Annotated in this window: 22 protein-coding genes; 11 read left to right on the top strand and 11 right to left on the bottom strand. The window is 32.1% G+C overall.

All coding sequences use genetic code 11. From position 1 onward, the window contains the following. From FBF11_RS01365 to FBF11_RS01350, 4 genes are read left to right on the top strand one after another with little or no spacing between them, the layout of a single operon-like run. A complete protein-coding gene (locus FBF11_RS01365; RefSeq protein ID WP_002851649.1) occupies positions 1-2,310 on the top strand; it encodes a chemotaxis protein CheW in 2,310 nt (769 codons plus the stop codon). Between the two features lie 4 nt (positions 2,311-2,314). Beyond that, positions 2,315-2,836, top strand: a complete 522-nt coding sequence (locus tag FBF11_RS01360) for a chemotaxis protein CheW (protein WP_002826355.1) — start codon at positions 2,315-2,317, stop codon at positions 2,834-2,836. After that, on the top strand, positions 2,836-3,459 hold the full coding sequence (gene serB, locus FBF11_RS01355; protein WP_057096843.1) for a phosphoserine phosphatase SerB: 624 nt from the start codon (positions 2,836-2,838) through the stop codon (positions 3,457-3,459). The genes FBF11_RS01360 and serB overlap by 1 nt, the downstream gene beginning before the upstream one ends. Continuing rightward, on the top strand, positions 3,459-4,436 hold the full coding sequence (locus FBF11_RS01350; protein WP_057042185.1) for a transaldolase: 978 nt from the start codon (positions 3,459-3,461) through the stop codon (positions 4,434-4,436). Before serB ends, FBF11_RS01350 begins: the two co-directional genes overlap by 1 nt. On the opposite strand, the gene FBF11_RS01345 is transcribed toward FBF11_RS01350, so the two are convergent. The 10 genes from FBF11_RS01345 to FBF11_RS01300 form a co-directional block, all read right to left on the bottom strand. Further along, positions 4,437-4,859, bottom strand: a complete 423-nt coding sequence (locus tag FBF11_RS01345) for a hypothetical protein (RefSeq protein ID WP_002851686.1) — start codon at positions 4,857-4,859, stop codon at positions 4,437-4,439. Beyond that, positions 4,856-8,125: a carbamoyl-phosphate synthase large subunit gene (gene carB / locus FBF11_RS01340; protein ID WP_002851917.1), complete on the bottom strand. Its 3,270-nt coding sequence runs from the start codon at positions 8,123-8,125 to the stop codon at positions 4,856-4,858. Before carB ends, FBF11_RS01345 begins: the two co-directional genes overlap by 4 nt. 260 nt (positions 8,126-8,385) lie before the next feature. Beyond that, complete coding sequence (gene mreC, locus FBF11_RS01335) at positions 8,386-9,135, bottom strand: rod shape-determining protein MreC (protein WP_002864583.1); 750 nt, start codon at positions 9,133-9,135, stop codon at positions 8,386-8,388. After that, complete coding sequence (locus FBF11_RS01330; protein WP_002851700.1) at positions 9,125-10,165, bottom strand: rod shape-determining protein; 1,041 nt, start codon at positions 10,163-10,165, stop codon at positions 9,125-9,127. Before FBF11_RS01330 ends, mreC begins: the two co-directional genes overlap by 11 nt. 11 nt (positions 10,166-10,176) lie before the next feature. Continuing rightward, a complete protein-coding gene (clpX, locus tag FBF11_RS01325; protein WP_002864582.1) occupies positions 10,177-11,400 on the bottom strand; it encodes an ATP-dependent Clp protease ATP-binding subunit ClpX in 1,224 nt (407 codons plus the stop codon). Further along, complete coding sequence (gene lpxA / locus FBF11_RS01320; protein WP_002851756.1) at positions 11,393-12,184, bottom strand: acyl-ACP--UDP-N-acetylglucosamine O-acyltransferase; 792 nt, start codon at positions 12,182-12,184, stop codon at positions 11,393-11,395. The genes clpX and lpxA overlap by 8 nt, the downstream gene beginning before the upstream one ends. Next, entirely contained in the window at positions 12,184-12,624 is a 441-nt protein-coding gene (gene fabZ, locus FBF11_RS01315) for a 3-hydroxyacyl-ACP dehydratase FabZ (protein WP_002851782.1), read from the bottom strand. Before fabZ ends, lpxA begins: the two co-directional genes overlap by 1 nt. A 93-nt stretch (positions 12,625-12,717) precedes the next feature. Next, entirely contained in the window at positions 12,718-13,809 is a 1,092-nt protein-coding gene (locus FBF11_RS01310; RefSeq protein ID WP_002851939.1) for an epoxyqueuosine reductase QueH, read from the bottom strand. Continuing rightward, on the bottom strand, positions 13,809-14,264 hold the full coding sequence (gene bcp, locus FBF11_RS01305) for a thioredoxin-dependent thiol peroxidase (RefSeq protein WP_002851665.1): 456 nt from the start codon (positions 14,262-14,264) through the stop codon (positions 13,809-13,811). The genes FBF11_RS01310 and bcp overlap by 1 nt, the downstream gene beginning before the upstream one ends. Beyond that, entirely contained in the window at positions 14,261-14,467 is a 207-nt protein-coding gene (locus tag FBF11_RS01300; RefSeq protein ID WP_002851942.1) for a 4-oxalocrotonate tautomerase family protein, read from the bottom strand. Before FBF11_RS01300 ends, bcp begins: the two co-directional genes overlap by 4 nt. Before the next feature lie 174 nt (positions 14,468-14,641). On the opposite strand from FBF11_RS01300, the gene ilvE reads away from it, so the two are divergent. The 6 genes from ilvE to FBF11_RS01270 all read left to right on the top strand — a co-directional run bounded on the left by ilvE (position 14,642) and on the right by FBF11_RS01270 (position 21,291). Next, positions 14,642-15,556 carry a branched-chain-amino-acid transaminase gene (gene ilvE, locus FBF11_RS01295; RefSeq protein ID WP_002851928.1) on the top strand — a complete coding sequence of 305 codons (915 nt, stop codon included), beginning with the start codon at positions 14,642-14,644 and terminating at the stop codon, positions 15,554-15,556. Positions 15,557-15,568: 12 nt separating this feature from the next. Beyond that, the gene (locus FBF11_RS01290) at positions 15,569-16,657 is read left to right on the top strand and encodes a prohibitin family protein (protein WP_002854522.1); all 1,089 of its coding nucleotides are present in this window, start codon (positions 15,569-15,571) and stop codon (positions 16,655-16,657) included. Between the two features lie 11 nt (positions 16,658-16,668). Continuing rightward, the gene (locus FBF11_RS01285; protein WP_002851753.1) at positions 16,669-17,199 is read left to right on the top strand and encodes a DUF2393 domain-containing protein; all 531 of its coding nucleotides are present in this window, start codon (positions 16,669-16,671) and stop codon (positions 17,197-17,199) included. Beyond that, entirely contained in the window at positions 17,199-17,708 is a 510-nt protein-coding gene (locus FBF11_RS01280; protein WP_002851831.1) for a DUF2393 family protein, read from the top strand. The genes FBF11_RS01285 and FBF11_RS01280 overlap by 1 nt, the downstream gene beginning before the upstream one ends. A 480-nt stretch (positions 17,709-18,188) precedes the next feature. Further along, entirely contained in the window at positions 18,189-18,764 is a 576-nt protein-coding gene (locus tag FBF11_RS01275; protein WP_002854648.1) for a cytochrome c3 family protein, read from the top strand. Positions 18,765-18,774: 10 nt separating this feature from the next. Next, positions 18,775-21,291 (top strand): molybdopterin guanine dinucleotide-containing S/N-oxide reductase, encoded by a 2,517-nt coding sequence (locus tag FBF11_RS01270; protein ID WP_002871921.1) that lies wholly within the window; start codon positions 18,775-18,777, stop codon positions 21,289-21,291. 23 nt (positions 21,292-21,314) lie between these two features. Here the strand turns inward: FBF11_RS01270 and zupT are convergent, their stop codons facing one another. Further along, complete coding sequence (zupT, locus tag FBF11_RS01265) at positions 21,315-22,190, bottom strand: zinc transporter ZupT (RefSeq protein WP_057096844.1); 876 nt, start codon at positions 22,188-22,190, stop codon at positions 21,315-21,317. A 192-nt stretch (positions 22,191-22,382) separates the two neighbouring features. Between zupT and FBF11_RS01260 the strand changes: the two genes are divergently transcribed. Continuing rightward, complete coding sequence (locus FBF11_RS01260; protein WP_168977447.1) at positions 22,383-24,380, top strand: methyl-accepting chemotaxis protein; 1,998 nt, start codon at positions 22,383-22,385, stop codon at positions 24,378-24,380. Positions 24,381-24,417 lie beyond the last annotated feature (37 nt).

The raw sequence follows: 24,417 nt of genomic DNA, 5'->3' as shown, positions 1-24,417 counted from the left end.
ATGGAAGATATGCAAGAAATACTTGAAGACTTTTTGGTTGAAGCTTTTGAGCTTGTTGAGCAAATCGACCATGATTTAGTAGAGCTTGAATCAAATCCAGAAGATTTAGAATTATTAAATAGAATTTTCCGTGTTGCACATACGGTTAAAGGATCATCAAGCTTCTTAAATTTTGATGTTTTAACAAAGTTAACTCACCACATGGAGGATGTTTTAAACAAAGCAAGACATGGCGAGTTAAAAATAACTCCAGATATCATGGATGTGGTTTTAGAGTCTATTGATAGAATGAAAACTTTACTTAATTCCATTCGTGATAATGGCAACGATACTGCTATTGGTATGGATATAGAACCAATTTGCGCAAGATTAACAGCTATTTCAGAGGGAGAGTCTCCTGTTGTGGCAACAGATTCAAATGAAAAATCTATTCCACAAGCAGAACTAGAAGCACCAAAACAAGAAATAGCTACTCCAGAACCTGAAGTAGATGTTAATCAATTAAGTGATTCTGAAGTTGAAGCTGAAATAGAAAGACTTTTAAAAGTTAGAAAAGCTGAAGATCAAGCTCGTCGCGCACAAAAGAAACAAACAACAAATGCGGCACCTAAACCGACTAACAATACAGCAAATAAACCTACGGAAAGTGGAGAGAAAAAAGTTCCTGCTTCAGGTAGTAATGCTAGCAGTATGGATCAAACCATACGCGTGGAGGTAAAAAGATTAGATCACTTAATGAATCTAATTGGAGAGCTTGTTTTAGGCAAAAACCGTTTGCTTAAAATTTACGATGATGTTGAAGAGCGTTATGAAGGAGAAAAATTCCTTGAAGAACTTAATCAGGTTGTAAGTCAATTAAGTATTATTACAACTGATGTTCAGCTTGCTGTGATGAAAACAAGAATGCAACCTATAGCAAAAGTTTTCAATAAATTCCCAAGAGTTGTTCGTGATTTAAGTCGTGAATTAGGAAAGCAAATAGAACTTGAAATTACAGGTGAAGAAACTGAACTTGATAAATCTATCGTAGAGGAAATTGGCGATCCTATCATGCATATGATTAGAAATTCATGTGATCATGGTGTTGAGGATCCAGCAACTCGTGCAGCGAATGGAAAACCTGAAAAAGGTATAGTACAACTTAAAGCTTATAATGAAGGCAATCACATCGTTGTAGAAATTACAGATGACGGTAAAGGACTTGATCCAAATGGCTTAAAAGCAAAAGCTATAGAGAAAAATTTGATTACCGAAAGAGAAGCAGATCAAATGACAGACAAAGAAGCTTTTGCTTTGATTTTCAAGCCTGGTTTTTCAACTGCAGCTAAAGTAACAAATGTTTCAGGTCGTGGTGTAGGAATGGATGTTGTTAAAACCAACATCGAAAAACTTAATGGGGTAATTGAAATTGATAGTGAGTTAGGCAAAGGAAGTTCATTTAAACTTAAAATTCCTCTTACCTTGGCAATCATTCAATCTTTACTTGTAGGAACTCAAGAGGAATTCTATGCAATTCCACTTGCAAGCGTTCTTGAAACAGTTAGAGTGCCAATTGATGATATCTATACTATCGAAGGTAAAAATGTATTACGCTTAAGAGATGAAGTGCTTTCTCTTGTGAGACTTTCAGATGTATTTGGAGTTAAACAAGTCCTTGAAAGCGGTGATCAAACTTATGTCGTTGTTATAGGGGTAGCAGAAAGCAAGCTTGGTATTATAGTAGATACTCTTGTAGGACAAGAAGAAATAGTTATTAAATCTATGGGTGATTATTTACAAAATATCCAAGGTATAGCAGGAGCTACAATCCGTGGTGATGGTAGAGTGACATTAATCATTGATGTAGGTGCTATGATGGATATGGCCAAAGAAATTAAAGTTGATATTAAAGCGCAATTAGAATCAAGTGCCAAAAAACCTAAAGAACAACCAAGTGACTATAAAGTCTTAATTGTAGATGATTCTAAAATGGATAGAACTTTAATGCAAAAAGCTTTAGAACCGCTAGGAGTTAGTTTAATCGAAGCAACAAATGGTGTTGAAGCATTGAATATTATAAAATCTGGCGAACATGATATTGATGCAATGCTTATAGATATCGAAATGCCAAGAATGGATGGATACACCTTAGCTGGTGAAATTAGAAAGTATTCTAAATATCGCAACTTACCATTGATAGCAGTTACTTCAAGAACAAGTAAAACTGACCGTTTAAGAGGTGTTGAAGTGGGTATGACTGAATATATCACTAAACCTTATTCTCCAGAATACTTGGAAAATGTGGTTAGAAAAAATTTGAAACTAGGATAAGAATATGAGTAATGAAAAATTAGAGCAAATTTTGCAAAAACAGCAAACTCAGATGGCTGGTCCTGATGTCGATCAAAGAGAAGATGATATCATCCAACTTGTTGGCTTTGTAGTTGGAGATGAGGAATATGCGATTCCAATTCTTAATATACAAGAAATCATCAAACCTATAGAATATACTAGAGTTCCTAGTGTACCTGATTATGTTCTAGGGGTTTTTAATATGCGTGGTAATGTTATGCCGCTCATTGATCTAGCTCAACGCTTTCATTTAGGAAGTTCTAAAATGACACCTCAAACAAGATATATTGTTTTAAGAGGTGAGACAAATGGAACTGGAGTTGGAGGAAATGCTGGTTTTGTTATAGATAGATTAACTGAAGCAATTAAAATTCACAGAAACAGAATCGATCCACCACCTGAAACTTTAGTTAAAGACAAAGGTATGATTTATGGTATAGGAAAAAGAGATGAAAATATCTTAACTATACTCAAAGTAGAAGCTTTGCTTAAGCGCGAATTTTAATGATTAAACTTTGTGTTTTTGACTTTGATGCTACTTTAATGGATGGTGAAACCATCGATATTTTAGCTACAGCGCATGGCAAGGGTAATCAAACAAGCGAAATTACCCGCCATTCTATGACTGGAGAACTTGATTTTTTCGAAAGTCTTCAAAAACGAGTAAGCTTTTTAAAAGGTATGTCTTATAAAAAAGTTTTAGAATTAAGTAGCACACTTCCACTAATGCGTGGAGCACATGAACTTATCCAATATTTAAAATCTAAAAATATACAAATTGTTATTTTTAGCGGTGGTTTTCATGAAGGCATAAATCCTGCTATGCAAAAACTTGGAATTAACCTCGGTTTTGCAAATTATCTGCATCATAAAAATGACATTTTAACAGGGCTAGTTGGTGGGGAAATGATGTTTTCAAATTCAAAAGGCTTAATGCTACAACGATTAAAAAGCTTTTTAAATTTGAAAACAGATGAAGTGATGTGTGTTGGCGATGGGGCAAATGATTTGGCAATGTTTAACGAAAGTGGATTAAAGATTGCATTTTGTGCTAAAGAAATTTTACGTTCTCAAGCTGATATTTGCATAGATATAAAAGACTTAAAAGAAATAATAAAGGTAATATAATGAAAAATTTTTCTCTTTGGTGTGATTTTATAGAAAATAGTTTTTTAGATAATGAATTTTTAAATTTATTATCACATGGAATTAATGGCGCTACTTCAAATCCTACTATTTTTAAAAATGCTATTTTAAATTCTCCAATTTATAAAGATAAAATTCTTAAATTAAAAGAAAAAAAAACAAAAGATATTTATGAAGAATTAGCAATTTCTGATATTCAAAAAGCAGCTGATAAATTAGCTCCTCTTTTTTATCAAAAAAATGATGGATTTATAAGTATTGAAATAGATCCAAGACTTCATGATAACACAACTCTTAGTTTAGGTGAAGCTAAAAGACTTTATAGTGCTATTGGCAAAGAAAATATAATGATTAAAATTCCAGCTACAAAAGCTTCTTATGAAGTAATGTATGAACTTATGAAAAATGGTATTAGCGTCAATGCTACCTTAATTTTTTCTCTTGAACAAAGTCAAAAATGTTTTGAAGCTTTAAATGCAGGTTTAGTCGAATTTAGAAAAAACAATATAGCCTTAAAAGAACAAAACACTAGAACACCACAAGCTGTTATAAGTATTTTTGTAAGTCGTTTTGATAGACTTTTAAATCCTAAGGCTAAGGAGCAAAATCGTATTGGAATTTTAAATGCAAATTTAGCTTATAACAATATCTACTCAAAAAATGAACCTAATATTCGTGCCTTGTTTGCAAGCACCGGAGTTAAAGGAGATGATCTGCCAAAAGACTATTATATCAAAGAACTTCTTTTTGAGAATTCTGTTAATACTGCTCCTCTTGATGCAATAGAGGCATTTAAAGGAAAAATGCATTTTAAAAAACCTTTAATGAATTTTGAAATTTATACAGAACTTAATCAAATCATTTCTCAAAGTGAACGAGAAAAAGCTTGCAATGATTTATTAAGTGATGGCCTAGAGCAATTTTGTATTGCTTTTGAAGATATTTTAAAAGCTCTTTAATTAACGTATTTTTATCATTTTATTCTTTGAAAGTTTTAATATTTTTGATGGGATATTTTCGAAAAATTTCTCATCAAGTATTATATCGGCAACACTTCTAGCCCATTCTTCATCAAATTCTTTTCCATGCTTGTTTGCCGAAGATGAATAAAAATAGCCATTTTTACTTAAAAAATTCGCATGTTTACACTCTTTCACAATACGAATGGCCTGATTATTGGGATAAATAAAAGTTGTTTTTTTAGAACGACGTACTAAATTTTTAAAAGATTTTGGAATTCTTGCTAAACTTTTTAACTCGCAAAATTTCGCAGAAGTGATTAAGCAAGGCTGATTTTTATCTCTACCTTTTAAAGCATTAATCTCTTCTAAATTTTTACTTAAAAATCCTACCGTAGTATCTGTTTGAGCTAAATAAATCAAGATTTAAGCCACTCTTGCAAACTCTTTACATCTAGGCAAGATTTACTCTGTATAGCTTTAATCGATTTTGCACCTGCTAAAGCTGATCGTAAATTTGTAAAATAAGGTATTTTAAAACGAATAATATTTTCACGAATTTTTTTCGTATCGCCTTTAAAACTGTGACTATCGCTTGTATTGATAACTAAGTGAATTTCTCCATTTTTCAATTTATCTTCAACATTGGGGCGTCCTTCTGAAATTTTATGTACAAGTTCGCACTCAAAACCACTTTCTAAAATTTCCTTGCAAGTTCCCCCTGTTGCCATAAGCTTAAAGCCAAGCTTTACATATTCTGCAGCGATTTTTTTGGTATATTTTTTATCCTTATCTTTTAAGGAGATAAATACCACGCCTTGCTCTGGAAGATGATTAAACGATGCAATTTGACTTTTCGCATAAGAATTTGCAAAATCCTTGCTTATACCCATAACTTCACCCGTTGAACGCATTTCAGGACCTAATTCTAAATCACTTCCACTAAGTTTTGCAAATGGAAATACTGCTTCTTTCACGCTCATATATTTTGGAGTTTTAGGGCGTAAAATTTTAGTATCAAAATTAACCACTTTAAAAGTATCATAAAATTTTAAAGCTTCTTTTAAATTTCCTTGCCACATCACACGCGTTGCCACTTTTGCTAAAGGAATACCCGTAGCTTTACTAACAAAAGGTATGGTACGACTAGCTCTAGGATTTACCTCTATCATATAAAGCTCATTATTATGTAAAGCAAATTGTATATTTAAAAGTCCTACAACTCCCAAATTTAAAGCAATATCTGCGGTTTTTTGTGCAATAAATTCTTGCATTTTTTCATCGATATTGCAAGGCGGCAAAGAACAAGCACTGTCACCCGAATGAATTCCTGCTTCTTCTATGTGCTCCATAATTCCTGCAACATAAACATCTTTGCCATCACAAATCGCATCAACATCAATTTCTGTAGCATTGTCTAAAAACTGATCGATCAAAACAGGGCTTTTATCGCTTACATCCACAGCTTCTTGCATATAGAGTCTAAGTTCAGCCTCATCATTTACCACGCGCATCGCACGCCCACCTAAAACATAACTTGGTCTTACAAGCACAGGATACCCTATATCACTAGCCTTAAGAACCGCTTCTTCTACGCTTGTTGCAGTAGAATTTTTTGGCTGATTGATACCTAGCTTTGTAATAAATTCGGCAAATTTCTTTCTATCTTCTGCCATATCAATTACTCTTGCGCTAGTACCTATAATCTTAGCTCCAAAAGCACTTAAACGCTTAGCAAATTTCAAAGGAGTTTGTCCACCAAAATGCACAATCACTCCATCAGGTTTTTCACGCTCAATCACCGCTCTTAAATGTTCGAAATCAATAGGCTCGAAATACAAAATATCACTTGTATCATAGTCAGTCGAAACGGTTTCAGGATTACAATTATACATAATAGTTTTAATACCCATATCTTTAAGCGCAAAAGAAGCATGTACGCAAGCATAGTCAAATTCTATACCTTGTCCTATACGGTTTGGCCCCCCACCTATAATCATCACTTTTTTTTCTTTTTTATCCTTAGCATCGTTTTTACTTTGAGTGAGTTCGCTTACATTGATACTTGAATAAAGATAAGGAGTTAAGGCTTCAAATTCACCCGCACAAGTATCCACTTCACTAAATTCTGCGATGATTTTTTGCTTCATTCTTACATAATAAATATCATTTTGGCTTAATTCTAAATTATCTTTCAAATTTACAAGCAAGGCTATCATTTTATCTGAAAAGCCCATAGTTTTTGCTTTTCTCAAAAGAGCCTTATTGTTTAAAATATCCATATCAATTTGTTCTTCAAAATCTACAATTTCTTTAATCTGTGTTAAAAACCAAGGATCTATTTTACAAAGCTCATAAAGTTCTTCTACGCTAAAACCTTCCCTAAAAGCTTGAGCAACATAAAGTAAACGCTTTTCATTGGCATTGCGAATTTTAAAAACAAGATCATTTCTATCTTCAAATTTTACCCTATCAAAACCACTTAAAGAACGCTCAAGCGAACAAAGTGCTTTTTGTATACTTTCTTTAAAAGTGCGTCCTATAGCCATTACCTCACCCACACTTTTCATAGCTGTACCTAAAGTTGTATTTGCTCCTGGAAATTTTTCAAAGGTAAAGCGAGGAATTTTTGTTACAATATAATCAATCACAGGCTCGAAAGATGCAGGAGTTCCTGTAATATCATTTTTAATCTCATCTAAGCTAAAACCTACTGCCAAAAGTGTCGCAACCTTTGCTATAGGATAACCCGTTGCCTTAGAAGCTAAAGCACTTGATCTTGAAACTCTTGGATTCATTTCTATAACTATCATTCTTCCATTTTTTGGGTTGATAGCAAATTGCACATTACTTCCGCCTGTATCTACACCAATTTCACGCAAAATAGCAAAAGAAGCATTACGCATAACTTGATATTCTTTATCTGTCAAAGTTAATGCTGGAGCTATTGTAATACTATCTCCTGTATGAACTCCCATAGGATCGATATTTTCTATGCTACAAACTATGATACAATTATCCGCTCTATCGCGTATAACTTCCATTTCATATTCTTTCCAACCTAACAAACTTTCTTCAATCAAAATTTCATGAATAGGTGATAAAGCTAAAGCAGTATTGGTAAGTTCTTTAAATTCGTCCATATTGTAAACCACACCACTTCCAGCACCCCCTAAAGTATAAGAAGCACGGATCATCAAAGGAAAGCCGATTTCATCTACGGCTTTTAAAGCTTCGTCATAATTATACGCATACATCGATTTTGGCAAATCCATGCCAATTTTTTTCATACATTCTTTAAAAACCTGACGATCTTCGCCTTTTTTAATCGCCTCAGGATTTGCGCCTAAAAATTTCACATCTCCTAAAAGTCCGCTTTCATAAACTTCCATAGCAACATTTAACGCTACTTGTCCACCCATAGTTGGCAAAATTGCATCAATTTTTTCTTTTTTAATAATACTTAAAATACTTTCTTTTGTTATGGGTTCTATATAAGTCGCATCTGCAAATTCGGGATCTGTCATGATGGTTGCAGGATTTGAGTTGATTAATACTACACGATATCCTAATTCTTTTAAAGTCTTTGCGGCTTGAGTTCCAGAATAATCAAATTCACAAGCTTGTCCTATCACAATAGGACCACTTCCTATAAGTAAAATGCTTTTAATATCTGTTCGTTTTGGCATAAATTTTCCTAAGAGCATAAATTTGGGCTGATTATAACAAAAATTAGTTTTATAAACTTTGAAATTATCGATATAATTTTAAAAAATAAACACTCTGCTTTTAATCTAGGAAATAATACATAAAGAAATTTAAGATTTTTTATAAAATTCTCATTCAATTATAAACATTTATTTGATAATTTAACAAAATTTTTAGCATTAAACAAAGTTATAATAATTAGCAAAAATATAGAAAATTTTTAAAAAGTCTAATCCTTGACTTATAAATTATCAACTACATATAAATAAGCAGGAATACTAATCTTAACATAAGGCTTTACTTCTACACTTTGATACATATCTTCATCATTAACTCTATTCACAATACCGACAGGTATATCTGAAAAGAAAATATTATCAAGTCCACTTGTTAAAATTTCATCTCCGGTATTAATTTTTGCCCATTTTGGAATAAATTTAACCACAATCCTGCCATCTTCACCCTGGATTAAACCTGGAGCTTTGGATTTTCCTATATAAACAGAAAAAACACACTGATCATCACCTTGTAAAAGAGCCATTGCTCTACCATTTTTATTAATAGCTATACCTGCAGTATATCCTTGATATATCAAACCACGGTTTTTACCAACGGGAATTTTGCTCCAATCTAACCATAATTTTTTATAATCATTCAATTGAACATAAGAAATAACTCTAGTTAAAGAAACTTGAGGTAAATATTTTGTAGAATTTTGATCCTCTAAAATACGATTTAATTGATTTGCAAAACTAGTTACCTTTACAGCAATATCTTCTAATTCTTTATTTCTAGCTTTTAGTTGCTGAATTTGATTTGCTTGATTAAAGTGTTCTGAAATTTTTTCTCCCAAATAATCTTTAATATTATAAAAATTACCTATAACAAAATCATTAACACGGAGAACATTTTGCTTAATAAGTCCTCCATAATAAAAAGATATAAAAACCAAAAAGGCTAAGACAAGAACATAAAAAATCTTATTCTTCATTGGTTAATTGTTGCAATAATGAAATTTCCTCTAAAGCTTTACCTGTTCCTTTTGCTACAGCTAAAAGCGGTTCATCTGCGATATAAACTGGCAAACGTACAATTTCACTTAAGTATTTATCAAGACCACGAATCAATGCTCCGCCACCTGTTAAAACTACACCATTTTCTACTATATCACTTGCTAAATCAGGCGGCATCATTTCAAGAACCATTTTTAAAGCATCAGCAATTTCTTTTAAATACTCACGCATCGCTTCTCTTACATCTTCGCTTGTAAGTTCAATACGACTTAAAAGTCCACTTACTTGATCGCGTCCTTTTACCACCATAGAAAGCTCTTTTGGAAGTTGTATTGCTGAACCTATAGTGATTTTGATCTCTTCGCCTGTTCTTTCACCTATGATAAGATTGTATTTTTCTTTTACATAATTAACTATACTCATATCAAGCTTATCTCCAGCCGTACGAATAGACTTTGAAATCACAAGTCCACCCAAAGAAATCACTCCAATCTCAGTAGTTCCACCCCCTATATCTACTACCAAATTTCCTTTAGGCTCTTGTATAGGTAAACTTGCACCAATAGCTGCTGCCATAGGCTCTTCAATCAAAAATACCTCTCTTGCACCTGCGCTTAAAGCACTTTCTCTTACCGCTTTTCTTTCTACTTGAGTTAAACCATAAGGAACAGAAATGATAATTCTAGGGCGTAAAAAACTTTTTCTACGGTGTGTTTTTTCTATAAAATAGCGGATCATTTTTTCAGTCATATCAAAATCTGCAATCACGCCATCTTTCATAGGACGAATAGCTTCGATATTGCCTGGAGTTTTTCCCACCATATCTTTAGCTTCTTTACCTACGGCTAAAATTTTTGCTTTGGAACCATACCTTTCTCTTTCAACTGCCACAACAGAAGGCTCATTTATCACTATACCCTTATCTTTTACCAAAACTAGCGTATTAGCTGTTCCTAAATCAATCCCCATATCACTAGAAAAAAATCCTATAAGTTGATCTAATATCATTTCTATCCTTTTTAACTTATTTTTCTTTTTATTAATAATGCCTTTGCATTGTCTTTAACAACTTCTTTGGTTATTACAATATCATAGTCTTTATACTCTGGTAACTCAAACATTAAATCTACCATCATTTCTTCTATAATACTTCTAAGCCCCCTAGCCCCTGTTTTTCTCTCCAATGCAAGTTGTGCGATAGCTCTTAGAGCATCTTCTTCAAATTTTAAATTTACCCCATCAATAGCAAAAAGCTTTTGATATTGCTTAATAATGGCATTTTTAGGTTCAGTTAAAATTCTTACCATATCTTCTTCATTAAGCTCATTTAAAGATGCAATCACATGCAAACGACCTATAAGCTCAGGAATCAAACCAAAATGAACCAAATCATCAGGTTCAATTTTCTCAAGTAAAGCTTTATTTTCTTCTTTTGCATCATCAAAAAAACCTACAACTTTATCTCCAAGTTTTCTTTTTAAGATAGTTTCCAAACCATCAAAAGCTCCACCACAAACAAATAAAATATTTGAAGTGTCAATTTGTATAAACTCTTGATTTGGATGTTTTCTCCCCCCCTTTGGTGGAATATTTACCAAACTTCCTTCGATAATCTTAAGTAAAGCTTGTTGCACACCCTCTCCACTTACATCACGAGTAATAGAACGATTTTCACTCATTCTGGCAATTTTATCAATCTCATCAATAAAAACTATACCTTTTTGAGCTCTTTGCACATCTCCATCTGCAGCTTGTAAAAGACGTGTTAAAATATTTTCCACATCCTCACCTACATATCCTGCTTCAGTTAAAGAAGTTGCATCACAAATTGCTATAGGTACATCTAAAAATTTAGCTAAAGTTTGCGCCAATAAAGTTTTTCCACTTCCTGTTGGCCCAACAAGTAAAATATTTGACTTAAAAAGCTCTGTATCATCATCTTGAAGTTCAGCTTTAAAAAGTCTTTTATAATGATTGTATACTCCAACACTAAAAACTTTTTTAGCTCTATCTTGTCCTATGACATAACGATCTAAATAAGCTTTTAATTCTTTTGGAGTGATATCTTTAAATTCTGTATTATGACTTTGTTTAGGTTCTTTAAATTCTTTTTCTTCTCCATAAATAATACTATAAGCACCTTCAACGCAATATTCACAAATAAAAGCATCATCATTTTCATTTGCTAAAATTCTTCTTTGTGGATTCTCCACTTCATTGCAAAAACTACATTTTCTAGGCATTATTTTTACCCCTATAGACAGGAATTCCACGCTTTGTTTCTAATATAAAATGACACATTTTTTTAACATTTTCACTTTCTTGATTTTCAAGCAAATTTTTAGCATTTTCTTTTAAGTCTCCTTGTCTAAATAAAGTTTTAAAAGCTCTGCTAAGTCTATCTACTTCATCTTTATCAAAACGACGACGAATACCTACTAAATTTAAACTTCTAATACTTGCACGATTTCCTTCTGCTAAACAAAACGGTACTATATCCTGAGAAAGTGCACTTGCTCCTGCTATCATACAACCCTCACCTACTTTGACAAATTGATGAATAGGTGTAAGCCCGCCTACAACTGTAAAATCTCCAAGCTCTACATGTCCTGCTAAAGTTGCATTATTAGCTAAAATAATATTATTACCTAAAAGACAATCATGAGCAATATGACAATAAGCCATAATAAAAGCATTATCGCCTATACGAGTAAAACCATCTCCTTTAGCTGTACCTGAATTTATCGTTGCAAATTCTCTAATAGTTGCATTTTTTCCTATAACAACACCGCTTTTTTGCTCTTCTTTATAAGATATGTCCTGAGGAATATCGCCTACTATAGCATAAGAAAATACACGAGAATGATCACCTATAGTTGTATCTGAAAGAATTCGAGCACCTTGTTTGATGACAACATTATTACCTATTTTAGCATCTTTGCTTACATAGGCATAAGCTTCTATTACAACATCGTCACCAAGTTGTGCACCCTCTTCAATCACCGCACTTGGATGAATTTTTTTCATTATTTATCCACTATCATAGCTTTAAGCTCGGCCTCTGCAACTAAATTTCCATCTACAAAAGCTTGCCCTTTAAAAATCCACATATTACCACGATTTTTAACCACGCTCATTTCATAATCAAGCCTATCTCCAGGACGCACAGGATTTCTAAATTTTGCTCCATCTATGCCTGTGAAATAAACTACTTTACTTTTTGGATCCACTTTATCTTCCATACTTTCAAAAGCTAAAACTCCACCTGTTTGAGCCATACCTTCTAAAATCAAAACTCCAGGATAAATAGGATGCCCTGGAAAATGTCCCATAAAAACATGGTCACTTATACTGATGTTTTTATATCCTCGAACCACTTCTTTAACTTTTAATTCTGTAATTTTATCTACTAGTAAAAAAGGATAACGGTGTGGTAAGATTTCTTGAATTTGCATTACATCTATCATTATTAAATTAACCTTGAAAACAATTAAAAATTTTATTATATAAAAAAATCATTAAAAATTATATTAACAAAAAAGTTTTTCTTAATAAATTTCTTAAATTTTTACAAGCACCTCTTGATTATCATGATAAATTTCACTTTTTGCTATCACTTCATATCTTGAAGGTAAAATATTTTCAAGGATGATAATAGGACTAAGATTATAAGTTCCAAACAATTTATTACGCCATTTAATTTCTGCTTGAACACTTAAAGGTTTTTTTAAAAAATCTTCAAAATTTTTCCATTTGTTTTTAAAAAATGCATTAAAACGCCAAAATTCCACTAAAACTATTTCATCTTTAGTACTTCTATAAAAGCCTTCTTTTAAATTTTGTTTTAAATTTTCCTCATCCAAAGAAAATCTTGTATAAGCGTTTTTAAAATGCGAATAAAATAAAATATGAGATTTAACGGGCTTTTTATCTAATTTTATCAAAGCACTTAAAAGACGATAATTTAAAAATTTCTCTCTTAAAATTTCAAATTTTATACCTTTTTTTTCCCATAAAACTACTTTTTTATAAAGAGCTATTCTTGCTTCTATACTTACAGGTAAAATTTGCTTATTTACAGGAGACATTAATTCATCAATAAAATTCTTATCTTGTTTTTGTTTTTTAAGCCCATAAATGCAGCCGCAATAGTTTTGATGATAAAGCATTTCCTTTTTTGCTAAAGCAAACTGTCTTTGAGTGCCGCCATTTTTACGAAAATCAGGAGCTAAAAACTCTACTCCATAAGGCTCACATTCTTTTTGTAAAGCATTTTTTAACTGTTCTAAATCTTTTTTAGGGCTGGTTAAAAGCGTAGTAGTAAGCTTTTTTTCTCCTATTTTAGCAGCAAATTTAACACTAGATCCCATTCTTACATCAAAGCAAATTTCACACCTTGCACCCTTTTCAGGCTCATCTTCATAACCACGCACAGCATTAAGCCATTTTTCATACTCATACTCACCTTTATAAAGCTTAATACCAAGTTTATCACAAGATCTTTTTACATCTAAAAATCTTAGTTCGTATTCGCTTAAAGGATGGATATTTGGATCATAAAAGTATCCTATAATTTTTTCATCAGGATAAGTCTTTCTAAGTTCTTCAATAAAATAATGACTATCCACGCTACAACAAATATGTACTAGCATTAAAGACTTTCAAGCACTTTTAAAGCATGATCTTTTACACGAACATTACTATAAATTTGAGCAATCTTACCTGTTTCATCGATAACAAAAGTAGAACGAATAAGACCTTCGTATTCTTTTCCGTAATTTTTCTTAAGCCCCCAAGCTCCATAAGCTTTAGCAACTTCTTTTTCACTATCGCTAAGTAAAATATGTTTTAAATCAAATTTAGAGATAAATTTTTCATGACTTGCCACGCTATCAGGACTGATACCAATAATCACCGCATTTTTACCACCAAATTTATCATAATTTGCACTAAAATCACAAGCTTCTGTAGTGCAACCTGGGGTATTATCTTTTGGATAAAAATACAAAATCACCTTTTTGCCAATAAAATCTTTTAATGCTATTTTTACCCCATCTTGATTTAAAAGCTCAAATTGAGGTGCCTTATCTCCTATATTTAAACTCATTTACTTGCCTTTGCTTTGATAGCTTCTACACTTTCTCCGCCAAAGCCTATGTCATAATTTTCCACATCTTCTAAAACCACAACAACTCTTTCTTTACTTTTATTATATTTCGTGCTTAAAAGTTCGGTAATATCAGCTATAAGTTCCGCTTTTTGTTCCTTGCTTAAAGACGGCTTTGCTAATTTGATATTTACTAATGGCATAATTTCTCCTTTTTAACGATAATTTTTCATAATTATTTCAAAAAATACCTAATATTTTTTTTAACAAAAAACCTTAATTTAATAAAAGCTTATTGTTAGTATATTTTTGATAAAATCCCGATTTATTCTTAAAATAATATTTTTTAAGAAATAAACAACTATAAAAGGTAAAAAATGATCTCAGCAGATAAAATTTGGATGGATGGAAAATTAGTTGATTTTAAAGATGCAACTTTGCACTTTTTAACCCATTCTTTGCATTATGGCAATGCTGTTTTTGAAGGAACTAGAGCCTATAAAACAGATAAAGGCTTAGCAATTTTCAGACTTGAAGATCACACCAAAAGACTTTTAGAGTCTGCAAAAATTACTCTTTTAAATTGTCCTTTTTCTCAAAAAGAGCTTGAAAATGCACAAATTGAACTCTTAAAAGCAAACAATTTTAAAAGCAATGTCTATATCCGCCCTTTGATTTTCTTAGGCGATGGAGTTATGGGACTTTATCATATAAAAGCTCCTGTAAGAGTTGGAATTGCAGCTTGGGAATGGGGTGCTTACCTTGGAGAAGAAGGTTTAGAAAAAGGCATAAAAGTAAAAATTTCGTCTTTTGCAAGAAATAGTGTTAAATCATGCATGGGAAAAGCTAAAGCAAGCGCGAATTACCTTAACTCTCAAATTGCAAAATTTGAAGCTATTGAAGCAGGCTATGAAGAAGCTTTAATGCTTGATGAAGAAGGTTTTATCGCAGAAGGAACAGGAGAATGTTTCTTTATTGTAAAAGATGGGGTTTTAATCACACCTCCAAATGATTTTTCTTTAAAAAGCATTACTCAAGATACAGTGCTTAAAATCGCTCATGATCTTGGTATCACCGTGCTTCGCCAAAGAATTTCAAGAGATGAAGTTTATACTGCTGATGAAGCATTTTTTACCGGAACAGCCGCTGAAATCACACCTATTAATAATATTGATGCAAGAATAATAGGAAATGGTTTAAGAGGATCTGTAACTAAAAAACTTCAAGATGCTTATTTTGATGTAGTTTATGGACGCAATGAAAAATACGCATCTATGCTAACTTATATTTAAAAAAGGAAATAAATGCCAGCTGATTTGAATGATTATTTCAATAAAAAAAATGGAAATTCTAACAATAACGGAAACAACAACCGTCAAAATTTCAATTTCAAAGCACCAGAATTTAATTTTAAAGGTTTTGGGAAATTCTCTCCATTTGTTTATGGGGTGATTATTATTATCTTATTTTTAATCGTTGCAAAACCTTTTATGGTGATAAATTCTGGGGAAATGGGGATTAAATCAACAACAGGTAAATATGACCCAAATCCATTAGAACCAGGACTTCACTTTTTCTTACCTTTTGTACAAAAAATAACCATAATCGATACTAGAGTAAGACAAATCAACTATGCTTCTATAGAGGGAAGTAATGAAAATTTATCTTCAGGTTCAGGTGTTATTAATAAAAATAGTATTTCTGTACTTGACTCTCGTGGATTGCCTGTATCTATTGATGTTACAGTACAATACCGCTTAAATCCTTTGCAAGTTCCTCAAACCATAGCTACTTGGAGCTTAAATTGGGAAAATAAAATTATCGATCCAGTTGTTCGTGATGTAGTGCGAAGTGTTGTAGGAAAATATACAGCCGAAGAACTTCCTACTAATCGTAATACAATAGCCGCTCAAATAGAAGAAGGTATAAGAAAAACCATAGAAGCCCAACCAAACGAACCTGTAGAACTTCGCGCTGTACAACTTAGAGAAATTATTTTACCTTCAAAAGTAAAAGAACAAATCGAACGCGTGCAAATTGCAAAACAAGAGGCTGAAAGAACTAAATATGAAGTAGAAAGAGCTAATCAAGAAGCCTTAAAAAAAGCTGCTTTAGCTGAAGGGGAAGCAAATGCAACCATAATCAGCGCCAAAGGTAAAGCTATGGCTGTTAAAATAGAAGCAGATGCACAAGCTTATTCTAACAAAGAAATCGCAAACAGCCTAAACACCCCTTTGCTAAATTTAAAACAAATTGAAACTCAAAAAGAATTTAATGAAGCCTTAAAAGTTAATCAAGATGCTAAAATTTTCTTAACTCCAGGTGGAGCAGTGCCAAACATTTGGGTTGATACCAAAGATGCTAAAAAGCAAAGTGCTGCCAACATGAACTAAAGGATACACAAGTGGAGAAACTAAGAGAAATCGTGCTTTTTTACACTACTCATTTATATTTAGTAGATTATATGCTGATTTTATTAGTTTTTTTTCTCTTCACTTGTGTTTTACTTCTTTGTGTATTTTTACGCCATAGGCCTATAGCGGCACTTTTTATTATCGCATTTGATATTATTATTTGTTTTTTAGTTTATATCTATGGGTATAAACTAATAGACAATGAAGTAAGAACTCGAAAAACCGCTATTACAGATCAAAAAATGATACAAAGCTCAAATGATTTAATTGTTGATTTTAATATTACAAATAATTCAAAAAATAATTTTAAAGAATGTAAAATTACAGCTAAAATTTTTGCAGATAAAATACCTAATGATAATATCATAGAAGAATATAAAAAGAAATTTATCCCTTTTAGACAAAAAAGTAGAGAAATTAAAGATCTAAAGAAAAACGCAACCCAAGTTCAAAGAATTGCTTTTGAAAATTTTAACTATGAAAATAACTATACCATACGCTTAGTTTCGGAGTGTTTTTAATGCATTTTACGATTTTTCATATTATAGCTTTTATCATTTTACTTATTTGCTTTGCCTTGATTTGTATTTTAATCTTTCTAAAAGTCAAACAGAAAGAAATGGCTTTGATTTCTTATACCATAGCTACTATTTTTACCGCACTTTTGATATATTCTATTTTTCTAACAATCAATCAATTCACCACTCAAGCCGATCTTAGCAAACTAACCTACACAAGAGATCTAAGACATGAAAGCGTTATAGTAAGTGGAAAAGTTCAAAATCTTACTAAATTTGAAATCAGAAAATGTTATTTAATGCTTAGTATATTAAACCAACAACAAGTAGGAGGTGAAATTTTCAATGATAAAAATATCCGTAACGCTAAAATGCAAAATACAAGTGTTTCTTATACTATAGAAATCATAGACACACTCCCGGGTAATACCTATAAAGAATTTAGAGCTAGCGTTCCTTTTCCTCCAACTTTTAATAATCCTGAATTTTATCACACTTTAAAATGTATTTGATTCAAGAAATCAACTAGTAAAAATTCTAAAATACATTAATTATTCACATAATAAAACAATAATTTCGCTATAAATTATATAAATATTAATAATAATTTAAGTTTTATTAATATAATATTTATTAATATACAAGATAAGGAGTCAATCAATCTTTAAATATAAAAGCACTTTGCTAAATGAGAGTTAAAAATGGGAGGGAAAATAAAGCTATAAAAAGCTTATACCTTAAAACTCAACGAGATTAAAATGGGCTCAGAAGTATTAATCTGAGCTCAAAACAAACTTTTTTTATAATTGAAGTTTTATCTTTTCTAAAAAACAATAAGTAAAATATAATTAACTCAAATTTATTATATCAATAAAGAATAATATTAAAGCACTAAAAATAAGTAATCTTAGTAAAAATTATACAATTAAGTAATAATTAAATTGCATAGTATTAAAATACATTTACATCAAATTTATATTAAGGAATTAGTGATGAAAAAGATTTTCATTTCTTTTGTTGTCCTAGCGACATGTTTATGGGCAAAAAATATTGCCTATACTGATGAAGTTGTATCGCTTTATCTTAACAAAGATGATACTAAAGTTATAGGAAGACTTTTACCTACAAATCCTTTTGAAGTCTTAAAGTCTGAGAACAATAAGGTTTTACTAAAAATCGATGGTTATGTAAATCCTAAAGCACCTTCTGTGATTTATTTCAATGACTCTCAAAGAATTATTGTTGCAGCTTTTTCCAAAAACACAAAATTAAATTTCTCTCAAAGAGTAGCTGGAAAAGATGGAAAATGGGATAAAGTAAGCCTTGAAATTTGGGCAGATAAAAAAGAATTTGCCAAAGACAATAAAGAAATGCTAAATCGTGCCAAAGAGCTTTTTGTAAATAACTGCGGAATTTGCCACGCTATCCACAAAGAAAAAGAATTTACAGCTAACGCTTGGCCTGCAATTTTCCGTTCTATGGCTGATAGAACAGGTATTGATAAAAAAGACAGATGGCTAGTTATAGAATACTTACAAAAAAACGCAAAAGATTTTAAAACAAAATAAGGAGAAAAGCATGCTAGATAGAAGAAAATTTTTAAAAATTGGAGCAAGCTTAAGTGCTTTACCTCTCATTCCAAGCTTAAGTGCAGGAAAAACCGTAGAAGCTTCAAAAGTTAGCCTCGGACTTGTAAAAAATGGAGAAGTGATCACCGCAGCACACTGGGGGATTTTAAAACTCACTATAAAAGATGGCAAGATAGTAAAAAGTGAACCTTGGGAAAAAGTTACAAAAATGGATAATCCTTTACAGCACTACACTGCTGATATGGTTTATAAATCTCGTGTGAAATACCCTTATGTGCGTAAATCCTACCTTGAAAATCCTGACAATCCTAAACCTGAACTTCGTGGTAAAGATGAGTTTGTTCGCGTAAGTTATGATGAAGCGATCAAACTTATCGCCAAAGAACTTAAAAAAACAAGAGATAGCAAAGGTGCAAGTGCAATTTTTGGTGGAAGTTATGGCTGGAAATCAAGTGGAAATATGCAAAACTCACGCATCTTGCTTCATAGATTTTTAAATGTAACAGGTGGATTTGTAGGAGCTACAGGGGACTATTCTACAGGAGCTTCTCAAGTGATTATGCCTTATGTTGTAGGATCGATTGAAGTTTATGAGCAACAAACCTCATGGGAAAATATCTTAAGCGATTCTAAATATGTTGTGATTTGGGGTGCTGATCCGCTTTCTACTTTACGCATAGCTTGGACTTCAAACGAACAAAGAGGGTTGGCGTATTTTGAAAAACTTAAAAACAGTAAAATCAAAGTGATTTGTATAGATCCTGTAAAAACCACTACAGCGAAATTTTTAAATGCCAAATGGATAGCTCCACGCCCAAATACCGATGTGGCTTTAATGATGGGTATGGCAAGCCATTTAATCGCTAAGAAAAAAGTCAATTACGAGTTTTTAGACACTTACACCACTGGCTTTGATAAATTTAAAGACTATTTAGAAGGCAAAGAAGATGGAGTTAAAAAAGATACCAAATGGGCAAGTAAAATTTGTGGTATCGATGAAAAAACTATCAAAAATTTAGCTGAAACTTTTTATGATAATCCTACTATGATTATGAGTGGTTGGGGTATGCAAAGAGCACATCATGGAGAACAGCCTCACTGGATGCTAGTTACTCTTTGTGCGATGTTAGGACAAATCGGCACAAAAGGAGGTGGTTTTGGACTAAGCTACCATTATAGCAATGGCGGTGTTCCAACTTGCAAAGGCGGAGTGATCGGTGGTATGACAGCAGGTAGCTTAGGAATTTGGAAAAATGGTAAATTTAAAGGCTTAAGCAAAGCAGAAGCTTCAAGCGAAGGTGCAGAATGGCTTCAAAATGCAGCGAGTTATTCTTTCCCTGTAGCAAGAATCGCTGATGCTTTACTTCATCCTGGAAAAACCATAGATCATAATGGTGCTAAAATCACTTATCCTGATATTGATTTTATCTACTGGGTAGGTGGAAATCCTTTAGTGCATCATCAAGATACCAACACTAATGTAAAAGCATGGAGAAAACCACGCACCGTTGTGGTAAATGAAATTTACTGGACTCCAACAGCTAAAATGGCAGATATTATCATGCCTGTAACTTCATCTTACGAAAGAGATGATATTACCATGACAGGAGATTATTCAAATATGCATATAGCTCCTATGAAACAAGCCGTTGAGCCTGTGGGTGAGAGCAAAGATGATTATGTAATTTTCTCTGATATTTGCAAAATTTATGGAAAAGATGTCTTTAATGCCTACACAGAAAATGGCAAAAAAGCTAAAGATTTCATCAAAGAATACTACAACAGCGCCCTAAAACAAACTCAAAGTTTTGGTGAAGCTTTTGCTACTCCTATGCCAAGTTTTGAAGAATTTTGGGCTAAAAATGAACCAATCACTTTTGAACCAACAGCTGAAAGTTTAGAATGGACTCGTTTTTCAGAATTTATAGAAGATCCTATCTTAAATGCTCTGGGTACAGATTCAGGACTCATTGAAATTTACTCAGAAACGATTAAAAATTATAATTATGATGATTGCAAAGCCCACCCTACTTGGTTTGAGCCTATTGAATGGCTTGGAAATGCAAGCAAAGAAGCACCTTTCCACTTACTTACAAATCACCCAAGAGATCGCTTGCACTCTCAACTTTGCCACACAAGCTTAAGAGATACTTATGCAATAAAAGATAGAGAGCCAATTTTAATCAATTCCAAAGATGCAAAAAAACTTGGTATAAAAAATGGCGATGTAGTGCGTGTGTTTAATAAACGCGGTGAAGTTTTAGCAGGGGCAGTTGTAAGTGATGAAATCATGCAAGGGGTTGTAAGACTTTGCGAAGGTGCTTGGTACGATCCTAATGAAAACGGACTTTGCAAATGTGGAAATGCAAATGTTTTAACCATGGATATACCAACTTCAAAACTTGCCAATGGCAATATCTCTCACACAGGGCTCGTAAACATAGAAAAATTTAAAGGTGAATTACCAAAACTTACTGCCTTTAGCGCCCCAAAAGGTGCGAACTAAATTTAAGAAAGCCGCAAGGCTTTCTATTGTCCAAGCAAATTTAAACTTAAAGCCATTATTGCCATTCCTGCGATAAGTCCATATAAACTATCATGAGCCTTATCATAAGTTTTTGCAGCGGGCAAAAGCTCATCAAGGGATATAAAAACCATAATTCCTGCAATCACAGCAAAACTTATAGCTAAAGTAAGATCGCCTATAAAAGGCAATAAAATCAAAGCTCCAACAAAAGCACCCAAAGGCTCTGCTAAACCCGAAAGAGCTGAATAAATAAAAGCTTTTTTCTTATCTCCTGTAGCATGGTAAATTGGCAAACTCACAGCCAAACCTTCTGGGATATTGTGTATAGCCACAGCTATAGCTATAGCAATTCCTAAAGTAAGATTATCAAGACTTGAAATAAAAGTAGCAAAACCTTCTGGGAAATTATGTATAGCAATAGCCAAAGCTGTAAAAATCCCTGTACGTTTTAAAGCTTTAGTATTGATCTGATGCAACTTTTCTCCAGGATGAAATTTCGGAGGATTTTGTCCTTTTTGAGGCAAGGGACAAATTTTTAACTCGCTTAAATCCTCTTTAGGCTCGTGAGGATTGACATCTTCGGGGATTAATTTATCAATCAATAAAGATATTAAAATTCCACCAAAAAAACAAGCTAATCCCAAAAGCTCAGCCCAATGCGAATCATAGTGATTTTTAAAATCTTTAAGTGCAGTAGGTAAAATTTCCATGAAAGAAATGTATATCATTACTCCAGCTGAAAAACCAAGCCCCAAAGAAAGCACTCTTAAATCATCTTTTCTGGAAAAAAAGGCTATTATAGAACCTATAGCCGTAGAAAAACCTGCAAAAAGAGTCAATAGCATTGCGATAAAAATTTGTTCAAATGTAAATTGCATTAATATTCTTAAATAAATAATATTTTAAAACTCTTTATATTTATAAAAAGTTAATACTTGATAAAAATATACAAAATAATTAAAAATTTTTGATTTTTTATGTAAAAAAGTTCATTTTTTATACACTTTTTCTCTTATTTTTTGCTAGAATAATATTTTTATTTCATTTTCAATATAAATATAGGAGTTATAATGCAATCAATAAATTCAGGCAAATCCGTTGGAATTTCAGCCAAGCTTACGCTATGGGTTGGAATTTTAGTTGTATTAATTTTAGCAATCACAAGTGCTATTAGTTACTTTGATTCGAGAAACAATACATATGAATTGCTAAAAGACACTCAGTTAAAAACTATGCAAGATGTGGATGCTTTCTTTAAAAGCTATGCTATGTCAAAAAGAAATGGTATTCAAATACTAGCCAATGAGCTAACAAATCGTCCTCATATGAGCGATGAAGAACTGATCAATCTTATCAAAGCATTCAAAGAAGTTAATGACTACGATCTAGTTTATGTAGGATTTGATAATACAGGAAAAAATTATCAATCTGATGATCAAATTTTAGATCTATCAAAAGGTTATGATACTAAAAATCGTCCTTGGTATAAAGCTGCCAAAGAAGCAAAAAAGCTTATAGTAACAGAACCTTATAAATCTGCCGCTAGCGGAGAGGTTGGTTTAACTTACGCTGCTCCATTTTACGATAGAAATGGAAATTTTAGAGGTGTTGTAGGTGGAGATTATGATCTAGCAAATTTTTCAACCAATGTTTTAACTGTAGGAAAATCAGACAATACCTTTACTGAAGTACTTGATTCAGAAGGAACAATACTTTTTAATGATGAAGTTGCTAAAATACTAACAAAAACAGAATTAAGTATCAATATCGCCAATGCAATCAAAGCAAATCCTGCTCTTATTGATCCAAAAAATACAGATACTTTATTTACCGCTAAAGATCACCAAGGCGTAGATTATGCGATTATGTGTAATTCTGCTTTTAATCCTTTATTTAGAATTTGTACAATAACAGAAAACAAAGTTTATACCGAAGCTGTTAATTCTATTTTAATGAAACAAGTTATAGTTGGTATTATAGCTATAATCATAGCTTTAATCTTGATTAGATTTTTAATCAGCAGAAGTCTCTCCCCACTTGCAGCTATCCAAACAGGTTTAACTTCATTCTTTGATTTTATCAACTATAAAACAAAAAATGTTTCTACTATAGAAGTAAAAAGCAATGATGAATTTGGACAAATCTCAAATGCTATCAATGAAAACATTCTTGCTACTAAAAGAGGCTTAGAACAAGACAATCAAGCCGTTAAAGAATCAGTTCAAACCGTATCAGTTGTAGAAGGTGGTAATTTAACAGCAAGAATTACTGCTAATCCAAGAAACCCACAGCTTATTGAACTTAAAAATGTTCTAAATAAACTTCTTGATGTTTTACAAGCTAGAGTAGGTTCTGATATGAATGCTATTCATAAAATTTTTGAAGAATACAAAAGCTTAGACTTTAGAAATAAATTAGAAAATGCTAGCGGTAGTGTAGAATTAACTACTAATGCTTTAGGTGATGAAATAGTTAAAATGCTAAAACAAAGTTCAGACTTTGCTAATGCTTTAGATAATGAAAGTGGAAAATTACAAACTGCTGTTCAAAGCTTAACCACTTCTTCAAATTCTCAAGCTCAATCTTTAGAAGAAACTGCAGCAGCTTTAGAAGAGATCACTTCTTCTATGCAAAATGTTTCAGTTAAAACTAGTGATGTTATCACTCAATCTGAAGAGATTAAAAATGTTACAGGTATTATAGGTGATATTGCAGATCAAATCAATCTTCTAGCTTTAAATGCAGCTATTGAAGCAGCTCGTGCTGGAGAACATGGTAGAGGCTTTGCAGTGGTAGCTGATGAAGTTAGAAAGTTAGCTGAAAGAACTCAAAAGTCTTTATCAGAAATTGAAGCTAATACTAATTTACTTGTTCAATCTATCAATGATATGGCAGAAAGTATTAAAGAACAAACTGCAGGTATCACTCAAATCAATGATAGCGTAGCTCAAATTGATCAAACTACTAAAGATAATGTTGAAATTGCTAATGAATCAGCTATTATTTCTAGTACAGTAAGTGATATAGCTAATAATATCTTAGAAGATGTTAAGAAGAAAAGGTTTTAATTAATCATTCAAGCCCTTTCTTTGGGCTTGAATTTTA

The sequence above is a fragment of the Campylobacter sp. CFSAN093224 genome, assembly GCF_012897395.1.
Classification (GTDB): domain Bacteria; phylum Campylobacterota; class Campylobacteria; order Campylobacterales; family Campylobacteraceae; genus Campylobacter_D; species Campylobacter_D jejuni.
This window is presented reverse-complemented; position numbering and strand designations above follow the sequence as displayed.

Coding starts and splice junctions, on each gene's coding strand:
- FBF11_RS01365 (WP_002851649.1), top strand. CDS start 1: ATGGAAGATATGCAAGAAATACTTGAAGACTTTTTGGTTGAAGCTTTT.
- FBF11_RS01360 (WP_002826355.1), top strand. CDS start 2,315: ATGAGTAATGAAAAATTAGAGCAAATTTTGCAAAAACAGCAAACTCAG.
- serB (WP_057096843.1), top strand. CDS start 2,836: ATGATTAAACTTTGTGTTTTTGACTTTGATGCTACTTTAATGGATGGT.
- FBF11_RS01350 (WP_057042185.1), top strand. CDS start 3,459: ATGAAAAATTTTTCTCTTTGGTGTGATTTTATAGAAAATAGTTTTTTA.
- carB (WP_002851917.1), bottom strand. CDS start 8,125: ATGCCAAAACGAACAGATATTAAAAGCATTTTACTTATAGGAAGTGGT.
- mreC (WP_002864583.1), bottom strand. CDS start 9,135: ATGAAGAATAAGATTTTTTATGTTCTTGTCTTAGCCTTTTTGGTTTTT.
- FBF11_RS01330 (WP_002851700.1), bottom strand. CDS start 10,165: ATGATATTAGATCAACTTATAGGATTTTTTTCTAGTGATATGGGGATT.
- clpX (WP_002864582.1), bottom strand. CDS start 11,400: ATGCCTAGAAAATGTAGTTTTTGCAATGAAGTGGAGAATCCACAAAGA.
- lpxA (WP_002851756.1), bottom strand. CDS start 12,184: ATGAAAAAAATTCATCCAAGTGCGGTGATTGAAGAGGGTGCACAACTT.
- fabZ (WP_002851782.1), bottom strand. CDS start 12,624: ATGATAGATGTAATGCAAATTCAAGAAATCTTACCACACCGTTATCCT.
- FBF11_RS01310 (WP_002851939.1), bottom strand. CDS start 13,809: ATGCTAGTACATATTTGTTGTAGCGTGGATAGTCATTATTTTATTGAA.
- bcp (WP_002851665.1), bottom strand. CDS start 14,264: ATGAGTTTAAATATAGGAGATAAGGCACCTCAATTTGAGCTTTTAAAT.
- FBF11_RS01300 (WP_002851942.1), bottom strand. CDS start 14,467: ATGCCATTAGTAAATATCAAATTAGCAAAGCCGTCTTTAAGCAAGGAA.
- ilvE (WP_002851928.1), top strand. CDS start 14,642: ATGATCTCAGCAGATAAAATTTGGATGGATGGAAAATTAGTTGATTTT.
- FBF11_RS01290 (WP_002854522.1), top strand. CDS start 15,569: ATGCCAGCTGATTTGAATGATTATTTCAATAAAAAAAATGGAAATTCT.
- FBF11_RS01280 (WP_002851831.1), top strand. CDS start 17,199: ATGCATTTTACGATTTTTCATATTATAGCTTTTATCATTTTACTTATT.
- FBF11_RS01275 (WP_002854648.1), top strand. CDS start 18,189: ATGAAAAAGATTTTCATTTCTTTTGTTGTCCTAGCGACATGTTTATGG.
- FBF11_RS01270 (WP_002871921.1), top strand. CDS start 18,775: ATGCTAGATAGAAGAAAATTTTTAAAAATTGGAGCAAGCTTAAGTGCT.
- zupT (WP_057096844.1), bottom strand. CDS start 22,190: ATGCAATTTACATTTGAACAAATTTTTATCGCAATGCTATTGACTCTT.
- FBF11_RS01260 (WP_168977447.1), top strand. CDS start 22,383: ATGCAATCAATAAATTCAGGCAAATCCGTTGGAATTTCAGCCAAGCTT.